This window comes from Sphingobacterium sp. LZ7M1 (genome assembly GCF_024296865.1).
GTDB lineage: Bacteria > Bacteroidota > Bacteroidia > Sphingobacteriales > Sphingobacteriaceae > Sphingobacterium.
Genome location: NZ_CP101134.1, coordinates 2,978,028 through 2,996,072 on the forward strand (window position 1 = coordinate 2,978,028; position 18,045 = coordinate 2,996,072).

General features: G+C 38.7%; 18 protein-coding genes. 10 read left to right on the forward strand and 8 right to left on the reverse strand.

Annotation, left to right across the window (positions count from 1 at the left end; genetic code table 11):
- Nucleotides 1-390: 390 nt before the first annotated feature.
- The 4 genes from NMK93_RS12880 to NMK93_RS12895 form a co-directional block, all read right to left on the reverse strand.
- Complete coding sequence (locus NMK93_RS12880; protein ID WP_254527728.1) at nucleotides 391-1,488, reverse strand: hypothetical protein; 1,098 nt, start codon at nucleotides 1,486-1,488, stop codon at nucleotides 391-393.
- 211 nt (nucleotides 1,489-1,699) lie between these two features.
- Nucleotides 1,700-2,653 carry a DUF4407 domain-containing protein gene (locus NMK93_RS12885; RefSeq protein WP_185213841.1) on the reverse strand — a complete coding sequence of 318 codons (954 nt, stop codon included), beginning with the start codon at nucleotides 2,651-2,653 and terminating at the stop codon, nucleotides 1,700-1,702.
- 1 nt (nucleotide 2,654) lies between these two features.
- A complete protein-coding gene (locus tag NMK93_RS12890; RefSeq protein ID WP_185213840.1) occupies nucleotides 2,655-3,209 on the reverse strand; it encodes a hypothetical protein in 555 nt (184 codons plus the stop codon).
- 4 nt (nucleotides 3,210-3,213) lie between these two features.
- The gene (locus NMK93_RS12895; RefSeq protein WP_185213839.1) at nucleotides 3,214-3,492 is read right to left on the reverse strand and encodes an HNH endonuclease; all 279 of its coding nucleotides are present in this window, start codon (nucleotides 3,490-3,492) and stop codon (nucleotides 3,214-3,216) included.
- A 405-nt stretch (nucleotides 3,493-3,897) separates the two neighbouring features.
- On the opposite strand from NMK93_RS12895, the gene NMK93_RS12900 reads away from it, so the two are divergent.
- The 3 genes from NMK93_RS12900 (at nucleotide 3,898) to NMK93_RS12910 (ending at nucleotide 6,791) form a co-directional block, all read left to right on the forward strand.
- The gene (locus NMK93_RS12900) at nucleotides 3,898-4,710 is read left to right on the forward strand and encodes a sterol desaturase family protein (RefSeq protein ID WP_185213838.1); all 813 of its coding nucleotides are present in this window, start codon (nucleotides 3,898-3,900) and stop codon (nucleotides 4,708-4,710) included.
- A gap of 277 nt (nucleotides 4,711-4,987) precedes the next feature.
- Nucleotides 4,988-6,226 carry an MFS transporter gene (locus NMK93_RS12905; RefSeq protein ID WP_254527729.1) on the forward strand — a complete coding sequence of 413 codons (1,239 nt, stop codon included), beginning with the start codon at nucleotides 4,988-4,990 and terminating at the stop codon, nucleotides 6,224-6,226.
- 64 nt (nucleotides 6,227-6,290) lie between these two features.
- Nucleotides 6,291-6,791 carry a YdeI/OmpD-associated family protein gene (locus NMK93_RS12910; RefSeq protein WP_254527730.1) on the forward strand — a complete coding sequence of 167 codons (501 nt, stop codon included), beginning with the start codon at nucleotides 6,291-6,293 and terminating at the stop codon, nucleotides 6,789-6,791.
- A gap of 16 nt (nucleotides 6,792-6,807) precedes the next feature.
- On the opposite strand, the gene NMK93_RS12915 is transcribed toward NMK93_RS12910, so the two are convergent.
- Nucleotides 6,808-7,026: a hypothetical protein gene (locus tag NMK93_RS12915; protein WP_254527732.1), complete on the reverse strand. Its 219-nt coding sequence runs from the start codon at nucleotides 7,024-7,026 to the stop codon at nucleotides 6,808-6,810.
- Nucleotides 7,027-7,153: 127 nt separating this feature from the next.
- On the opposite strand from NMK93_RS12915, the gene NMK93_RS12920 reads away from it, so the two are divergent.
- The 7 genes from NMK93_RS12920 (at nucleotide 7,154) to NMK93_RS12950 (ending at nucleotide 11,881) form a co-directional block, all read left to right on the forward strand.
- Nucleotides 7,154-8,986: an acyltransferase family protein gene (locus tag NMK93_RS12920; RefSeq protein ID WP_254527733.1), complete on the forward strand. Its 1,833-nt coding sequence runs from the start codon at nucleotides 7,154-7,156 to the stop codon at nucleotides 8,984-8,986.
- Between the two features lie 43 nt (nucleotides 8,987-9,029).
- Nucleotides 9,030-9,428, forward strand: coding sequence for an NUDIX domain-containing protein (locus tag NMK93_RS12925; protein ID WP_254527734.1), 399 nt, complete (start codon nucleotides 9,030-9,032; stop codon nucleotides 9,426-9,428).
- A 79-nt stretch (nucleotides 9,429-9,507) separates the two neighbouring features.
- Nucleotides 9,508-9,846, forward strand: coding sequence for a hypothetical protein (locus NMK93_RS12930; RefSeq protein WP_185213833.1), 339 nt, complete (start codon nucleotides 9,508-9,510; stop codon nucleotides 9,844-9,846).
- Nucleotides 9,839-10,399: an RNA polymerase sigma factor gene (locus NMK93_RS12935; RefSeq protein ID WP_185213832.1), complete on the forward strand. Its 561-nt coding sequence runs from the start codon at nucleotides 9,839-9,841 to the stop codon at nucleotides 10,397-10,399. Before NMK93_RS12930 ends, NMK93_RS12935 begins: the two co-directional genes overlap by 8 nt.
- A complete protein-coding gene (locus NMK93_RS12940; protein ID WP_254527736.1) occupies nucleotides 10,380-10,727 on the forward strand; it encodes a hypothetical protein in 348 nt (115 codons plus the stop codon). Before NMK93_RS12935 ends, NMK93_RS12940 begins: the two co-directional genes overlap by 20 nt.
- A 96-nt stretch (nucleotides 10,728-10,823) precedes the next feature.
- Nucleotides 10,824-11,327, forward strand: coding sequence for a GNAT family N-acetyltransferase (locus NMK93_RS12945; protein WP_214648504.1), 504 nt, complete (start codon nucleotides 10,824-10,826; stop codon nucleotides 11,325-11,327).
- A gap of 8 nt (nucleotides 11,328-11,335) precedes the next feature.
- Nucleotides 11,336-11,881, forward strand: coding sequence for an AAA family ATPase (locus tag NMK93_RS12950; RefSeq protein ID WP_185218319.1), 546 nt, complete (start codon nucleotides 11,336-11,338; stop codon nucleotides 11,879-11,881).
- Nucleotides 11,882-11,930: 49 nt separating this feature from the next.
- Here the strand turns inward: NMK93_RS12950 and NMK93_RS12955 are convergent, their stop codons facing one another.
- From NMK93_RS12955 to NMK93_RS12965, 3 genes are all read right to left on the reverse strand, one after another.
- Entirely contained in the window at nucleotides 11,931-13,511 is a 1,581-nt protein-coding gene (locus tag NMK93_RS12955) for a RagB/SusD family nutrient uptake outer membrane protein (protein ID WP_185213829.1), read from the reverse strand.
- A gap of 17 nt (nucleotides 13,512-13,528) precedes the next feature.
- Nucleotides 13,529-16,657, reverse strand: coding sequence for a TonB-dependent receptor (locus NMK93_RS12960; RefSeq protein WP_185213828.1), 3,129 nt, complete (start codon nucleotides 16,655-16,657; stop codon nucleotides 13,529-13,531).
- 444 nt (nucleotides 16,658-17,101) lie between these two features.
- The gene (locus NMK93_RS12965) at nucleotides 17,102-17,770 is read right to left on the reverse strand and encodes an NAD-dependent epimerase/dehydratase family protein (RefSeq protein ID WP_185218320.1); all 669 of its coding nucleotides are present in this window, start codon (nucleotides 17,768-17,770) and stop codon (nucleotides 17,102-17,104) included.
- Nucleotides 17,771-18,045: the final 275 nt, after the last annotated feature.

Here is an 18,045-nt window from a genome sequence, read left to right on the forward strand (position 1 = left end):
ACAAGTGTTTTATTGAAATTTTTAATAAAATCATAGCAAAACCTTTTGATCCCTATTTCATATAGCACACATTTAATAACTTTTTTAATTAATACGGACGTTTATGGTATCGAACGAGGAATATTGGGATATGACTTTGACTATTCACAATCTCCATACACTTAAGACTGAAAGGATAATTTGCATTGATGGTTTTCAATTTTTACTGGTTGATTATTGAATAAACCGTTCACCTGTACAGCTGATATTTGAAAACAAAAAAGTTCACCTAAGCGAACTTTATAAACTTTTTATTTTTAATAAGAAAATATTGGCATTCAGAAAATTCTAGCAAAACTTCATTTTTACCAGAAATGAATACAGCGCATTAAAACATCTTTTGAGATTGATTTAATTAGTTGCTTCTACCACAATCTTCGTTACACTAATTTCATTATTCCAACCGCCATCGATGGGCAATTCCTTCCCATCCATCCAGTACGTATCAAAATGATTCCCTGATTCTGGGGAATAGGCTCCTATAAACACTCGGTCATTCTTCACATATAAATCATCGATAATTTTATTCTGTTTGATTTCTTGATGGATTTTCCCATTTTTCCAAACCACTATCTCACCTTGATCATCTAACCTAAAACTTGCAGCGATATAGGTGTTCGCTCCTTCGACAAAGAACTTGACACCGCTGATGCTTCCTATCTCCCTATCTGATTTTAATTTGATGGACTGAAAGACCTTATTGTTTTTATAAATTAATAAGGATGGCAAATCGGTCCCTCTGTTAGATATTATAGTGGTAAACAAATATATATCCTGCTGATTAAAACCGATATCTGAAATCATTTCAGGAGATTTCCGTTCTGTATAGATCTTACCATTTTTCCAAACGAGGGATATACTACTTCTTTGAATGACATATACATCATTATTTATACCAGTAACCTTTTCAATAATTGGTTTTTTACCATCTTTCTTTTCCAGATCATAAAGCTTTCCATTTTTCAGGATATCGATGGAATGTACCTTCCCATTTTGGTACCAAGTCCTTTTGACATAAACATCCTTGGCATCCGATACAAATATTTGGTTGCCTGCAGAAAAGGTATTTTGCTCAATGACATTCTTCTTCCCATTCAACCAATACATCGGTATCCGAGAGCTAACATCATCTCCAACCCTCCCTTCATACCCAACAGCATATAAATCCGTTCCTTTTAGATAGGCACTCAGCACAACTCCGCCATTCTCAGCTCCTTCTAAATAACTGATTTTTCCGTTATACCAATATGCCGGTCTTGAACCTAATGCATCCCCTTCTTTTGTGGTATGGCCAAACATATAAATCTTCATGCCATCATAAACAGGATCATAACTCTCAGGAGAATCACCCCCGTCCTCTTTTTTGTCCTTTTTACATGAACTTAAAGTGAACAGGACCGTTCCGATCAGAATAAACAGGGAATAAAATGTAAAATTGTGTCTTTTCATAGTGTGAGCTTCAAATAATGGAAGCTGCTATCCTGAGATAGGAACCCTTCCATAAATCATTCAAATGAACACAAATATGCCCAGGATTTATCACAAACAATAAAACCTGGGTGGCGAAATTATATAAATTGACCAGTTAACGGATGAAAAGCGCCGCTTAAAAAACTTGTTTCACCATTTTATGGCTATACAAAAACAATAAGCTACCCTTCTACCCATTTAGCCGCTCCAGCATCTTTAAGCGTACTTCAGTCTGATGATGGATCAATTTATCATAATCTGAGGCCTTATCTGTAAGCTTAATGGTAACTACGAAAAGCTCGATTGAAAGAAAAAAGAAAAAGAACAGTAGATAGACAATCAATCCAATTTTTGAACTGGTAATAACCTCGTGCAGAATATTCAGTTCATCAATAAACCCTGAGGATTTCCTCAGGTCTTTTTCCTTATTGGCCTTGATGGAATCCAAGGAGCCAAGGGTCTTGAATTTCTGACCATTCAACAGGTTGATCTGTTCATTGATCTGCTCCAACTCCCTTTTCTTAGGGTTTTCATTGACCATTTTATTGGTTGAATTCGTACTGTTGATCCGGTTTCCTTGATTGTCCCGAGTGACAGAGGTATTGGTATAGGAAGTTACGATCACTGGATTTTTCTGCAAGTCATCAGAAACTACCTTTTGCCTAGCTTCCAATTGTTCAATGCTCGCATCTATGCTTTTTACCTGCTCATCAATGTCTTTCTCCGAATTATTAATGGCGATTTTTACGCGGTCTTCCATGACCTGGGTTTTCTTCAGCTCAATATCATCCTTAAAGATAATTTGGTCCAAGATAAATGAACCCAGTATGGCCATGACCAAAGCAAGACCAACACGAAAGGTCACGGACCATTTATTGACTTTTGTAGAAAGTATAATGATCCTTTCAATCTGTATCACAACAAATGCAGCAATGACGGATGCAAGAATTCCACCCACTACACCGACATGCAAGTAACGAACGGCAAATGAGTAGGCAATGAACATCCATACCAGGACGATCAACAATACTGCAGAGGTGAATTTCTTTACCGCCTTTGAGCTCTGCTCACTGGAATGTTGGACTAGGTAATAGTTATAACCCGTCAAAAAACATCCAAACTTAAGCCAGGGATTCTTTTTCATGTTAAAACTCTTTAGCTAGTAAGGTTCTTTGGGTTATGGAAGCCAATCCTTTGGTAAAACCTCTTTTATAGGCCAAGATCGCTCTTTCAAATAAGCCAGAGTCGGTCTTAAGCGACTCTTCAATATCGCCCACCTTTCGCATATGGTTTTCGAGGTCCTCCTTTTTGGAATTCAGCTCCTCTACTAAATCCACTAAACCGGATCTTTTTCGGGAATTGATATGGAATTCCAGTTCTTTCAGGAAGGAATCATGATAAGTCTTGACCTTTGAAATGATGATTTCTAGATCAAACTTGATCAGCCTTAGATTATCTTCTTTATATTTTTCATCTGGACTTGTCAATGCATCATTGAAACCTTTGGACTCAAAATCGGACTGTAGGTAGGCATAAATGGTGTTGATACCTGTGAATGAACTTACTGGAGAAGTCCAATCTTGATTAATGTCCTTTTCCACGAAGATATCCTCCGGAATTGGTGGCAGATGACCATTGAGCAAAGCATCTTCAGGTGAACTTTCGGATTGTTTTTTCTTAAAAAAATTAAATAGACCCATTAGATTAAATGTATTTGGTTGGTATTTTATATTTACGGTGCCCACGTTTATGGCACAGCGCACAAAGTGTGATCAGTAGATTGCTTGGATAGTCCCAAGGCTCCTTGAATTGGTTGAGCCGATTGATGAAATGATATTGGCGGTGATGGACCTGCAATTGATGAACATCCTGACAGATGACACACTTATTATTGTCCCTTTCCAGAATTGCCTTCCGCTTCTGTTTCCACCTGATATCAAACAATGAGGCGCCATAAGTACCGTGTGTATCTGGAGTATTCATCGAGAAATAAATTAATAATTGACTGTGTTACTAATTAGTTGGGACTAAAGTAAGAAGACTTCTCTAATATTTTTTTGCCATGGATTAAAATTCAACCTTTTGAATGGAATAAATAAATATTTGTAGTCAATCCATTATTTTTTCAGAAAATACTGAATTTCAATTCATTTTCTTTGTAACTTAATCTATTCTTAATAGATATTACTTAAAATTGATAAGAAAAATTATCAATCCTTACTTGCATTTCACCACTAACTTTGCGTTTCACCCTCTTTTGACGAAACCTTCTGTAGATTATTAGGATCTATCAGGAACTGTAAATGCCCATCCCAATAAATTCTCGTGTTACCATTGAACCTTTAGAGAAGAACAATCCCTTATTCTATTTACTTAAATAATATAGTCATGGAATTATTAGAAAAAATTCTAAGTCTCGATCCGAATTATTTAATAATCGGATTACTTGTCCTTTTTTTTACGTTAGAACAGATCAGTTCTAACCCATTTGCTTTCAAAAAAAGAGGCGAACACCTTGTCCAGAACATTCTATTCCAACTCCTATTGACCTTGATGAATATCTTTTTCGTAGTCATTCAGGTCTATTGCATAGAATGGCTAAACGAAAACAAAATAGGACTTCTCTACCTTGCAGAGCTTCCTTTCTGGACAAAGCTGATCCTGAGCGTCATGCTTTATGATTTTTCAACCTATTGGATCCACCGAGCTGCACATAAAGTCCCTCTACTGTGGCGCTTGCACCGGGTACACCATAGCGACACCAGCATGGATTCATCCAGTAGTTTCCGCTTTCACCCGCTCGAAATGATCCTCGTCTATGAAACTGGAAACATCCTTTCAGCTGCAGTATTCGGCACCGATGTCATCGCTTTGGGTCTTTATTACTTTATTCTCTATATCTTCCTGTTCATGGAACATTCCAACCTACGCTTCCCAAATTGGCTCAACAGATCTTTCGGATTGATATTCGTCATGCCCGATCATCATCGCGTACATCATGACCAAAACCAATTTTATACCGACAGCAATTTTGCCGATATATTCATTCTTTGGGACCGAATATTCGGCACATTCAAGACTCTTCCACTCAACAAGATGAAATATGGCCTAATTGAATTTGACAGCGAAGAAAAACAAAGCTTTCTTTACCTCATGAAGAGTCCCTTTATCAATATCAAGAGAGTCAAAGGAGATCGATGACGTTGCTAAATTTTCCAAACACTATCCGAATAAGATCACAACAAAAGATTAAAGATAGACCTAATATTAATTGGGTCTATTCTTTTTTGTTTCAATTTTTCCCTGTCTTAAATCGCAGGTATAAAAGGCTATACTATTCAACTTCCTTCCCTTTCTTGAATTATTTTCATTTACCATCAGACATCAAGAAAATAACCGGACTCCATTTTTCTGTAACTAGAGTAACTAACTTTTACTTTTTATTTCAGCATTTTTGATTTGACAACGATAAAGATCAATGGGAAATATAAAGTTAGGGTTAAAAGAAAACTGGCAACAATTCAGCTTATTGATTTTGGTGAATATGATGGTTGGTGGAATGGTTGGTCTAGAGCGAACTGTTGTTCCCTTGGTAGGGACATCGGTTTTTAAGATTCAATCGGATGTTGTGGTGTTCTCCTTTATTATTGCCTTTGCTGTTGTCAAAGCGTTTACCAACCTAATTTCTGGCGTTTTAGCGGATAGATTTACCCGTAAGCAGGTATTGATCTGGGGCTGGATAATTGGATTACCTGTTCCTTTTTTGCTTGCTTTTGGACCTTCCTGGAACTGGATCTTGTTTGCCAATGTTTTATTGGGCATGAGCCAAGGTTTGGCTTGGTCCATGACGGTCAACATGAAAATCGATCTTGTGGGCAAGAAAAGTCGAGGTCTGGCCATGGGCTTGAATGAGGCTGCTGGATATGGAGCTGTAGGATTGACCGCACTATTGACAGGTTACATAGCATCAGAATATGGACTTAGACCTCAACCATTCTATATCGGAATTGCTTACACCATAATCGGAATGCTACTTTCCATATTCGTCATACGCGACACGAGGAAATTTACTCAATTAGAAGCGCAAGCCATCCCCACTCGGTTTTCTAGTGAAAAGACTCCTAAACCAACTCTTGGATGGGTATTTAAGGAGACCTCATTTCGGAACAAGAATTTATTCTCTGTTTCGCAAGCGGGATTGATCAACAACTTGAATGATGGGATGTCCTGGGGAGTTTTCCCCTTACTCTTCATGTCTATGGGCGTTGGGCTAGAGGGTGTAGGTTGGATCAAGGCTATCTACCCAGTAGTATGGGGTCTTGGCCAAATCATCACCGGTCCTTTAGCAGATAAATGGGGCCGCAAACCACTGATCGTCTGGGGGATGTTTGTTCAAGTCCTTGGCCATATCGTAATCGGCATGGAGTTCCTAGAACCACTGACCTCTGGAATCGTAGGCTCCGTATTTTTAGGGATTGGTACAGCCATGGTCTATCCGGCCCTACTAGCAGCAGTGAGCGATGCTGCGCATCCAAATTGGAGAGCATCATCTTTAGGGGTATATCGCTTTTGGAGAGATATGGGCTATGCCATCGGAGCATTAATGGCCGGTATTGTAGGCAATATTTTTGGATTAATGTGGGCAGTGCATATAGCTGGTCTAGTTACGCTGCTTTCTGGCATATGGGTTTGGTTAAGAATGAAAGAAACGAAATAAATAAAATAAAAAAATGCCATTTTTATATTATAAATTGATTCATGCAATCAGGCAAAAAGCTAAAATGAGTAAGGCAAGTTCATATTCCTTTAAAGCACCTCTTGATATCATTGGTATCAATCCTTTTGTATTTGTTCCTGAGCCCATTCTCCATGAACTATTCAGGACCCTGAACAGAGAAAAAGGGAATATAGCACTGAAAGTATCCGTAAACCGATCAAAATACCATCCGCAAACACTTTTAAGATACAAGGGAGATTGGAGACTGTACATCAATACCAGCATGCTGAAAGATTCTCCAAAAAGGATTGCAGAAGAACTGACAATCAAGATCAAGTTGGATTTTTCAGACCGAAATGTTGCTATACATCCTAAGCTACAACATGCACTTGAAGAAAATAAAGATGCCAAAGCCGTCTTTGAAGCCATAAGCCCTAGCTTAAGGAAAGAAATTGTGCGATATATCGCTACCCTCAAAACTGAAAACAGCATTATTCGAAATACAGACAAAGCTATTGCCTTTTTATTGGGAAAGGGCAGTTTTATTGGTCGGAATAAAATATAAAATCGAAGGGATAGTATTAACCTTTCGAAATCTTATCCTTGAATTTTCCCAACTCCGCATCGATTAGCTGTGGCCATGTCTGTAAACCTTCGCGGATAATCTGTTCGCCAAATGTAGCATCTTCATCCTTCGTCGCTGCGAGAGCTTGTTCTTGCAATTGTTGAAGATATTCTTGAGTAGGTGGCTCTACATTAGTATTCACGTTGCCATTAACATTTTTATCTTGATTTTCCATATTTAACAGGCTGCAAGAATTAAGCCATGACAGAATTAACTGATATCGATACTAAAATATCCAATTTGTAGAATTTCAATTACATGGAGTTAATCATCAAAATTCTACCTTCATAAAATTTTATTTTATGGGTTATAGGAATGATATTCAAGGGTTAAGGGCCATTGCATTTCTTTTGGTCTTTATATTTCATTTAAACTCAAGTTGGCTTCCCGCAGGATTTCTAGGTGTAGATATTTTCTTTGTGATCAGCGGTTATTTGATCACTTCCATTATCCTTCACAAGAAAGAGAAAAACAAGTTCAGCATCATGGAATTTTATGAAGGTCGATTAAAAAGAATCGCCCCAGCCTATTATTTCCTGCTCATGGTGATTTCTATACTAGGTTTCTTTATCTATTTACCCATGGACCTTGGGCTTTTACGACGTTCATTGATCACGGCAGGTCTATTTGTTTCGAATTTCTTTTTTGCCACGGGGGACTCCTACTTTGGAGCAAAACAGGCTGAAAACCCACTGTTGCACACCTGGTCCCTAGGTATAGAAATGCAGTTTTATTTCCTCCTGCCGTTTATCTTAATTTTCTTTAAAAAGAAATACCTACCGTATATCCTTGCCGGAATAATTAGCATCATCTTAGCATATTACCAGTATCGATTCATGGCTTTCGGTCAAGAAAGTGGAACCTACTATAGCCTTTTAGCTAGGATTCCAGAGTTTTTGATTGGTGCCTTCATGAGCGTTGTTCTAAGTAACGGTCAGGTAAAGAACAAAAAGTACAGCCTCCCGCTAGCCCTTTCTGGAGTTTCATTATTGATCTATGGCTTAATGAGTTTAGATGAGAATTCAGCTTTTCCAGGAATCAATTCATTTCCGCCATGCTTAGGGATTGGCTTGATCCTTATATCAAATGACAATTTTATCACCCGGCTTTTAGCCTCAAAACCCCTGGTCTATATAGGTACGCTATCTTACTCCTTATATCTTTGGCATTGGCCTTTGATGGCATTCCAACGTTATAGAGAAGGTGTTTTTGAAGGTCACCAATTTGACTGGAAAGAAATTTTAACCATCAGCATATTAACTTTTGTGTTGAGTTGGTTATCCTATACCTTTATCGAAAATTCTATACGCCAAGGAAGCACAAAGAAATTCCTGATTAAATTTGCCTGTATTGTTGTCCCATTTGGAATTGCTACCTATAGTTTACATTGGCTTTCCAAAAAGTTTGAAACACCCTATGAGTTTACCCAGGCATCCTTTGCAACCGGATCGCATAATGTGGACCATGTCGATACCTTAGGCGATCGAAAAGACAAGAGGCCCCATGTGCTTTTGCTGGGCAACAGCCATGCTAATTCCATCAAACCTTTATTCAATATCCTTGGCGAGAAATTTCATTTTTCCATCAATACTTTGACTTCCGATAGCTTTCCTGCTTTGGAAGGAATCGACAAGAGGGAAATTCCAGAGCGAGAAATGTTGTTTTACAATCTTTCTAGGGCTCTTGTTCCGCATACTAAAGAGCTCATTGCCTCCAGCGAGGTCATCATCATTTCTGCAGATTCATTTGATGAATACCATAGTGTGACGAAAGCTGTAGACTCCCTGGCAAAGGCCTTGAAACCCAATCAAAAGTTAGTTTTAATCAACTCCTATCCTATTGTAGACCGAAATCCAGTAAGGATAAACCATGGCTTTGTGAAAAATAGCGACTATAAATTTAAAGTAACTCCGAATACCCATAGCTTGCATACCATAGACTCCATCGCACGAGTTAACAAAAACGTACTCATCTGGGATATTTCAAAAGCATCCATATATAATGATGCTCCTTATTACAAAGACACCTTGATATATTATGATGATAGGCATATCAATCGTCGTGGTGCTATATTATTAGAAAAGGAAGTTGAGGATAATTTCAAAAAGAAAATTTTACCGGTCATCCAAAACTAGTTATCTGATATTTCATTAATTTAGGACAATAACCTGAAAATTTATGAAGATGATCGATAAGCTAGCTTGGATCGAAATAAAGAATGGCAAAATCCTTTCGACAAAATCATACGGCAAGGAAAAATATTACATTCCGGGAGGGAAAAGAGAGGATGGTGAATCGGATATTGAAGCGTTGACAAGAGAGATTTCGGAAGAATTACAAGTCCAATTAATTCCAGAAAGCATCCGATACATGGGTACATTTGAGGCACATGCCGACAGCCATCCTGAAGGGATCCTTGTCAAAATGACTTGCTATAGAGCTGAATATACTGGGGAGTTGAAAGCAAGTGCAGAAATAGAACGAATGGAATGGTTGAGTTATTCTGATCTAGATTGTGTCTCTGCCGTGGATAAGATCATCTTTAAACAGTTAAAAGAGCAAGGAGAACTACTATAATTTTATCTCCAAAAAAATAAATCCAATTTTTTGTAACCTTTTCGCCGTAGCCTTCCACTAATGTATAAAATCAAATATTATGGAAGCATTCGAAGTATTAATTCCAATTTCATTTTTTGCTTGTATTGTACTGTGTACATATTTTATCAGCAAATATAGGTCAGAAACGATTACCAAATTAGGCGGACCGATTCCGAGAACACCGGGTAAACCAAATTCTTGGAAGAAAATTGGGGTTGTGGTCATTGGATTTGCCCTTGGATCTCTATTGTCAGGTCTATTATTTGCCTTGCACATTCTGAATGATTCTGATTGGGATGGTTTTATCATTATTGGGCTCATTGCCTTGACAGTAGGAGTATCATTAATTATTGCGGATAAACAGGACAAAAAAGAAGAGAACAGCATTGATGGATAGTCTTTACATAGACAAAGTTCTTTCTGGAGATCGCCATGCCTTTAGCTACTTTATCAGTACCTATAAAGACATGGCCTTTTCCATTGCTATCTCTATTGTAAAAAATGAACTTCTCGCAGAAGAAGTTGCACAAGAGTCCTTTGTTCAAACCTATCTTTCACTCAAAAATTTTAAGGGCAATTCCAAGTTCAGTACTTGGTTTTACAAGATCGTGGTTCATTGCTCTTACAAAATGATCCAAAAAAAAACCATTCAATTTGTGGAACTAGACCTAGGTCAGCATGATCTTCAATTTGATGACCATGCCTTGAAAAACTTGATGATAGAGGAACAGAAACAAATGATAAACGAGGTACTGAGAAGGCTACCCAGCAATGAAGCCCTCGCCTTGAGGTTGTTTTATCTTGAGGAATTGCCAGCGGCGGAGCTATGTGAAATCACTGGCTGGACCACTGCCAACTGTAAAATCATTCTTTTTCGTGCTCGGAAAAGAATGGCATTTGAACTAAACAAAGAAATAAACAGCATGTATTATGGAAGAGAACAAGGATGACTTCAAGGAGATCATGAAGATGGCAAAATTGGAGATGCCTTTTGATGATTTTGATGCTAAGGTAATGTCTAAGATTGAAAAAATTGAAGCAGAGAAAGAATCAATCAGTAAGTCCAGGAAATATGCATTGATATTTTTTGCAGCAGGTACGCTTTTTGGAATCTGCTTAAACTATCTGGTCACTGAACTGATATTTCCAAAAATCACAGATCTTCAGCTCCGAAATTATCTAGGATTATTCTCCCAGATGCTTTATGTCCTGCTGATCGTATTGTTCAGCGACAAGATCTTGAAGCTGAGAAGACATATTAAAAACCCTGAACTATAAATTTGCGGTTACCATTGTCTTAAGTTTTTATAAATCCTTCAAAAGCAAAGCCTAATTACATTAATAATTTTTACTTTTATTAAAATTTATTGATTTATGATGGATTTAGATCAGTATAAACTGCTGAAGTTTGTAAACACCAGCATGGACTTTGACAACTACTTCAAGTTGGTAAACGACAGTAAGGTGATGGAAATGATTACAGAAAGGCCCTTTGAATATGCAGAAGCCAGAGAGGACTTCAAAAAACTCTTAAAATTAAACTCCATCTCCCCTAACTTTGGTACCTTTAAAATAGTAGAAAAGAAAAAAGGTTCATTTATTGGATTAGCCAAACTTGAAATTACGGAGTCCAATGCTGACATTGCTGAATTAGGCTACATTATCATTCCTGAATTCTGGGGAAAAGGCATTGCCAGCCAAATAGCCGAACATTTAGTCCAATACTCAAAATCTATTAAAAACCTAAAGGGACTATTTGCCATAATTGACCCCAAAAATTATGCATCCAAAAAGATCTTAACTAAAAATGGCTTTCAATCTAGGGAATTCCGTGACTTTAACGGCCTTCCAGGGGAAATATTGGAGCTTATATTTTAAAAATATTAATGAAGAAAAGTATTAGAAACTACTATGTGCTCACTGGTGGACCGGGAACTGGCAAGACCAGCTTATTGACACTGCTTGCAGAAAAGGGGTTTCCATGTATTCCAGAAGTTGCCCGAGAAATCATCAAAGAACAAGTGTTGAACAGAGGCTCTGCTCTACCCTGGGCCGACAAAGAAGCCTATGCCAATCGGATGTGGTCTGAATCTCTGTGTTCCTATAAGTTGACCCTACAGCGATTTGAAAATGAGGTAGTCTTCTTTGACCGAGGCTTGTTGGACAGCATTTGCTATATGGAAATGGAAGACATAAAGATCAGTCAGGAAATTCAAGATGACCTGAGTTCAGCTTTGTACAAAAAGGTATTTATCCTTCCACCATGGGAGGAAATTTACGTAACTGATTCTGAAAGGAAACAATCTTGGGCCGAGGCATTGGAAACCTTTGAATCCATGAAAAAAGTATATGAGAAATATGGTTATGAGACCATTGAGGTCCCCAAACTGTCCATAGCGGAGCGGGTTCAATTTATCGAAAGGAATTTATAAAAAAGGCTACCTAAAATATTAGGTAGCCTCTCCATTTTAAATTATCGCCTTAATTTTTAGATTGGTAATCTTTATTTTGAGTCAATTTAGGATTACGTTGAAGTTCATCCAGAGAGATTGGCCATAAAAGGTCAGAATCTTTGAATGTAGCTCCTGAAGCATTTTTGCCTCCAACTAAGTTTATGTAAGTAACTTTTCCTTTTTCAGTATCTGAAATAACAGGGAATTTACCGGTACGCAAACAGTCGTCCCACATCTTAAACTCAAGTGGCAATTCACGAAGACGTTCAGTCCATACTTCTTCAACAAAGGCAGTTGGAGAAAGAGCCTGAAGTTCTGTTGTGTACTGAGCCACTGTCTTATTGGTTGTGCTCGCACGAGCTTTGATCCTTGCCAAGTATCCTGCAGCCTCTGCGGTAACCGCATTGGCAGCTTTTGCTGTACTTTCAGCAGCGATCAATAACGCCTCTGCATAACGGTAGATATTGAAATCCTTGGTACCACGACCAGAAGTCAATATCGCAGCCTCATCTACATAGTACCAAACACCTGCATCATCAGATTTCCATATCTTTCCAGTGTTTGGGTTTTTATATTCCCAATGGAAAAATTGGTTAGGCTGGATCCTTAAGTCGTCTGCTTTGTACACGTTCAAGAACTTTTTGGTCGGTCCATAAACGCGTTCGAAGATGGCATATTTGTCAAATACAGCCGTAGCAGAAGAGTTGAATCCATAAGTTGGCCACCAACCACTTGAAGAGATCGTTCCGTCAAATTCATACGCATAGATTGACTCTGCTAAGTTATCTGTAGTACGCAACTTGTTGTAAGCACTCTTCAATTTTAAGTCCTCATTTGCTGTCAAGCTGTGCGGAGAGTTTACCACCATTTTAGAATAGGTAGCAGCCTCTGCAAATTTACCTTGTTGTAAATAAACATTCGCAAGCGTCATTGCCGCAACATATTTAGTAATACGGTTCTTGTTCTCTGTGAAAGTCACTGCTGGCAATCCATCGACCGCATCTTTAAGATCTTTCTCGATAGCTTGATAAACCGTAGCTACAGGAGAACGCTCAAGGTAAAGGTTGTCAAGATTTTCAGTAGGTTCCAAGTGCAAAGGCACATCTCCGAATGTTTTCACCAAATAGAAGTAGTTGAAAGCTCTGAAGAACTTAGCAGTAGCGATCAAGGTCTTCTGCTGATTGGCATCCGTAAATGGAATCTCAGGGATATGTTTCACGGCACCATTAGCGATATTGATGGAATTGTAACTATCATTCCAAATCGTGTTCATGGTGTTGGATACGATACGGGTGTTTTCCTGTCTGTTCAATAATCTTGAATATTGACAGATCAACTCTTGGTTTTCATAAGAGTTGGTAAAGTACCCCGTTAAAAAGGTAGGGATGGAAGCCGTTGGACCGAGGTATGCACTTCCTGCATTTCCGTATCTTACGGTAGCTCCCCTACGGTATAATGCATTGACATTTCCTATTGCTTGGGCCTCTGTTTTATAGAAGAAATTTAAAGTCTCATTGGACTTAGGCTGTTCCTCTAAAAACTTCTCACAGGAACTCAGACCAAGCACACCTGTCAATAGTATAGCGATTGCAAAATTTCTAGTTTTCATAATAATAATTCTATAGATTATAAGGTCAGGTTAACTCCGAAAGTGAAAGTCTTGGCTCTTGGGTAAGAGAAGAAAGTCATGTTCTGACCGAATTTATTTCCTTCACCCAATGAAGTACTTTCTGGATCGTATCCTTGGAAGTCTTTGTTAGTAAACAACCATGGGTTATTCGCACTTGCATAGATACGCAATGCCGAGAAGCCCATTCTGCTAGCTAGGTCTGACTTGAATGAATAACCCAATTGTAGCACGTTAACACGTAGGTATGAACCATCAACCACCCATTGTGAATCCACATTGGTATCCTGTCCAGCGTGACCATTGTTTGTCAAATATATCGCTTGCTGCATAGTACCTGGATTAGTTCCATTGTATGCATCGGTCAAGATAGTTTTCAAACCATTGGTAATACCGAAACGGTCATAGGTCGAGTGGAAGAACTGTTGCATGGTCTCTACTCCGTAAACAAACTGAAGGTCAACGGTTAAGTCGAAATTCTTGTAGTTTACGGTGTTGATAAAGCTACCCATCCAATCAGGAACACCTTGTCCTAAGATTCTTTGGGTCGTAGAACGTTTTGGTCTACCGATCTTGTTCTGATCGATCTCTCCGTTTTCGAAATCCTGAACGGTATAGATCTTTTCTCTTTCGTAACCATAGAAACTGTTCAAGTTCTCGCCTACACGGATGATACTGTTAGGTCCACCAACCCATCCGTTCAATAGAATGTCTTCGTTGTTTTCACCTAGTTTCAACACCTTGTTCTTGTTGTAGCTACCGTTCAAGCTGATATTCCAGGTTAGGTCATCTCTGCGGATCGGATTAGCAGTAACCAATACCTCTACCCCACTGTTTCTAACTGAACCGATGTTTTTCCAAACATCATTGAATCCTGTTGAGTAAGGAACCGGTGCTCTCAACAATAGGTCTGTTGTTGTTCTATTGTAGTATGAGATATCAAAGTTCAATTTGTTTTCGAACAAACCTAATTCAAAACCAGCATCATAAGTTTTGGTCTTTTCCCATTGTAATCCAGGGTTACCAAGGTTTCCTACAACATATGATGGCTCACGGTTACTGTTGATCAAAGTAGTACCCGCACCGATCATGAACAATGATGAATATGGATCGATCTCCGAGTTACCGGTAATACCGTAAGAAGTGTGAAGTTTTAAGTTGCTAACTGTATTTTGGTCTCTCATGAACTGTTCGTTGGAAACATTCCATGCTAAACCTGCAGACGGGAAGAAACCATATTTCTTATCCTGTCCAAATTTAGAGGAACCATCCGCACGAGCAGTTAAAGTAACTGAATAACGGTCATCGTAGCTATAGTTACCACGAACGAAATACGAGTTCATCGCCCATTTGTTTGTTCCTGAACCTGGAGAACCTGGGATAGAACCAACACCTAAGTTGTTGTATTCATAAGCATCGGTAGTAAATCCTTCCGTACGGGTATTGAAACCGAAATAGGTACGTTCCTGCCAAGAAAGACCCGCCATAGCATTTACCCTATGTTTGTCGAAAGTCTTGTTGTAGGTTAGGTACGTTTCTTCTTGCCAATACAGGTCATTCCAGCTGCTCACTTCAGCCCAACCGTTAGGTCTTGAGATGTTATTCAATAAAATAGAAGAATATCCTCTGTATTCTTTTCTGTGGTTATCAATACCGAATTGAGTTTTCAGGTCTAAACCATCAGCAATGTGGAAAGTCAATGCCGCATTACCGAAGATTTGGGTATTGTAGCGCATTCTCTTCTGCAAATCCAAGATAGAAACTGGGTTTGCCATACCTTCGAATGCCAACACGTTAGAAACCGTTGAAGATGAAGAGTTAGTGTATTTACCATCCGGTTGGTAGATAGGTAACCAAGGAAGCATTTCGATCATGGTACGACGCGCATCCTGACCACCACCATCCTCTGGTGTATGTTGGCCCCAAGTATGGTTTGCCAATAAGTTCACACTGGTCGATAACCATTCCTTAACTTTAGAATCATAGGCTAATTTACCGTTGATACGTTTGCTGTAGGTATTGTTCACCACCCCTTGGTTTTCAGAGTAGTTCAAGAACGCACCAACCGATGAATTCTCGTCACCTTGTTGGATATCGATCTGGTGGTTATGGGACAGGGAATTCCTTGTCGCCTCTCTCTGCCAGTCCGTATTGTACAATGGGTTACCGCTTGCATCGAAGTAGTTCGGGTCATTGAACCAGGAAGTCTTGTTCAGGTTCCAGTTCTTGCCCTGCCATTTGTTTTCGTTCTCAAGACCGATCATAAAGGCATCCACCCATTCCTGACCGCTCAGAACATCCATATAGCGCTGTACAGAGTTACTGCTCACAGAACCTTGGTAGCTGATTGTCCTTCTGCCATCCTTGTTACCCCTTTTGGTCGTAACCAAGATAACACCGTTGGCACCACGCGCACCATAGATCGCTGCTGATGAAGCGTCTTTCAATACTTCGATACTCTGGATATCGTTCGGGTTCAACAAATGGAAATCTTGCATCACCACTCCATCCACCACGTAAAGTGGGTTTGAAGAAGAGTTGATGGTGTTTGTACCACGGATAATCACCCTATTGGCATAGGCACCTGGCTGGCTCGAGTTGGAATAGATGTTGACACCTGGCGCTTTACCCCTTAAGTTTTCTAGGGGACTAAAGCTCTGTGCCTTGATCATGTCCTCTCCTTTTACGTTGGAGATCGAACCCGTCACATCAGACTTTCTCATGGTACCATAACCTACAACCACCAATTCCTCGATCTGTTGATCGGAACTTTCTAGAGAGAAGTTCATGGTGCTGGAACTTACCGTTTTCTCTTGGGACTTGAACCCTAAGAAATTGGCAACGATTACCTGACCGGTATTTGCTGCAATGGAGAAGTTACCATTGTCGTCGGTCTGCGTGGCGGTATTGGTACCTTTGACAGAGATGGTCACCCCTCCCATAGGCTGGTTAGTACCTGCATCACGGACAACGCCTGAAACGGTCTGTTGCTGCAAATTAGTGGTTAGGACTGCGTTCGGTCCAAAGCTAACATTGGCATTAGCCGGACTGTAACTAGTTGCGAGGAGCACTAAGGGAATAATCCATAGCCTCTTGCCTCTACGAGTAAAATTGTCAGAATTCCACATAAAAATATAGTTAATAATAAATAATGCTAAAACGATTTATAATTTTGGCTCTAAAAATCTCAAATACAGGTTTCCTAATTAAATAACTGTGTTAGGTGTTCTCTTCAATAGTTAAAGTTCATCACGAATTAACGCAATAAATTTGATTTCAGCTATACTTTTTAAAAATTTTATAAACTCTTTCGTGTTTTGTAATAATGGTTAAGGAATGTAAATAGTTATAACTAGCTATTAAATTATATTCTAATAGCAAAGACAGCAATTCACAATAGTTAATTTTACCCAATAAATTTACAGGAAAATAATGGAAAACCTAAACGGAATTGTAGATATATTTCTATATAATCAGTAATTATGAGAAAATGTAATCCTGAAAAAATCAATAAATATTTTATTTCAAGACAATAAATGAAGTTTTTTGGAGGACATGGGAACAAGAAAGACTCAAGATTTTGACGCTAGGAATGAAATATCCTCAACTTCAAGCACATGCTTATTGTATCCATGTATGGATACGACGATCATGGCTTTTGCGACTTCTTCTAAGGTTAGGAAATAGGTTTTGTTGAACGGTCTCAGGATTGGATAGAGGGCAGTAATCAGTTTAAAGATACCCTTGACATTTTTTGCACCGGGGGTAGGACGCATAAATGCGGGACGAAAATTGTACACAGCTTTAAAAGGAAGTTTCATCAGGTCATTTTCAGTTTTACCCTTTACTCTAGCCCACATGGTCCTTCCTTGTTCGGAACTGTCGGTTCCTGAACCCGAAACATAACAGAAAGTCATGTCTTTATTAATGGCCAACAGTTTTTTGGCAAAGCCTAAAGTTAGGTCATAAGTTAACATGCTGTATTTTTGTTCATCCATGCCTACGGAAGAAACCCCAGCACAGAAATAACAGGCATTGTACGAAGACAGATCCTCTCCTATGCTTTCAATATCCTGAATATCAGATAGAATCGCTTGTGATAATTTGGGGTGTTGTAGCGGATATTCCTTTCTGTTGACAATCAACACCCTTTCTACTTCAGGATTGACTAAACATTCCTGAAGCACTCCTTCCCCAACCATTCCAGTTGCACCCGTAATAATCACTTTTAATTTTTGCATACCTATTCTAGATTCCAATATCTTGAACGAAAAATTCTACATAAATTATTCCAAAAATTGAATGTATAACCACATAAGTTTTAAACCCACATTAATTCACAAATTGACTTCTTGCTATTGTTTCGTAAAAATTAACACAAATACATATTGCCGAAATATTATTCACCCAAATAACTAAACTACAAGCCCAACTATTGGATAAATACGGGTATTAATATTAAATTAATATTATTAGCATGATTACTACTTCCTACCACAATCTTGATCCAGTGATC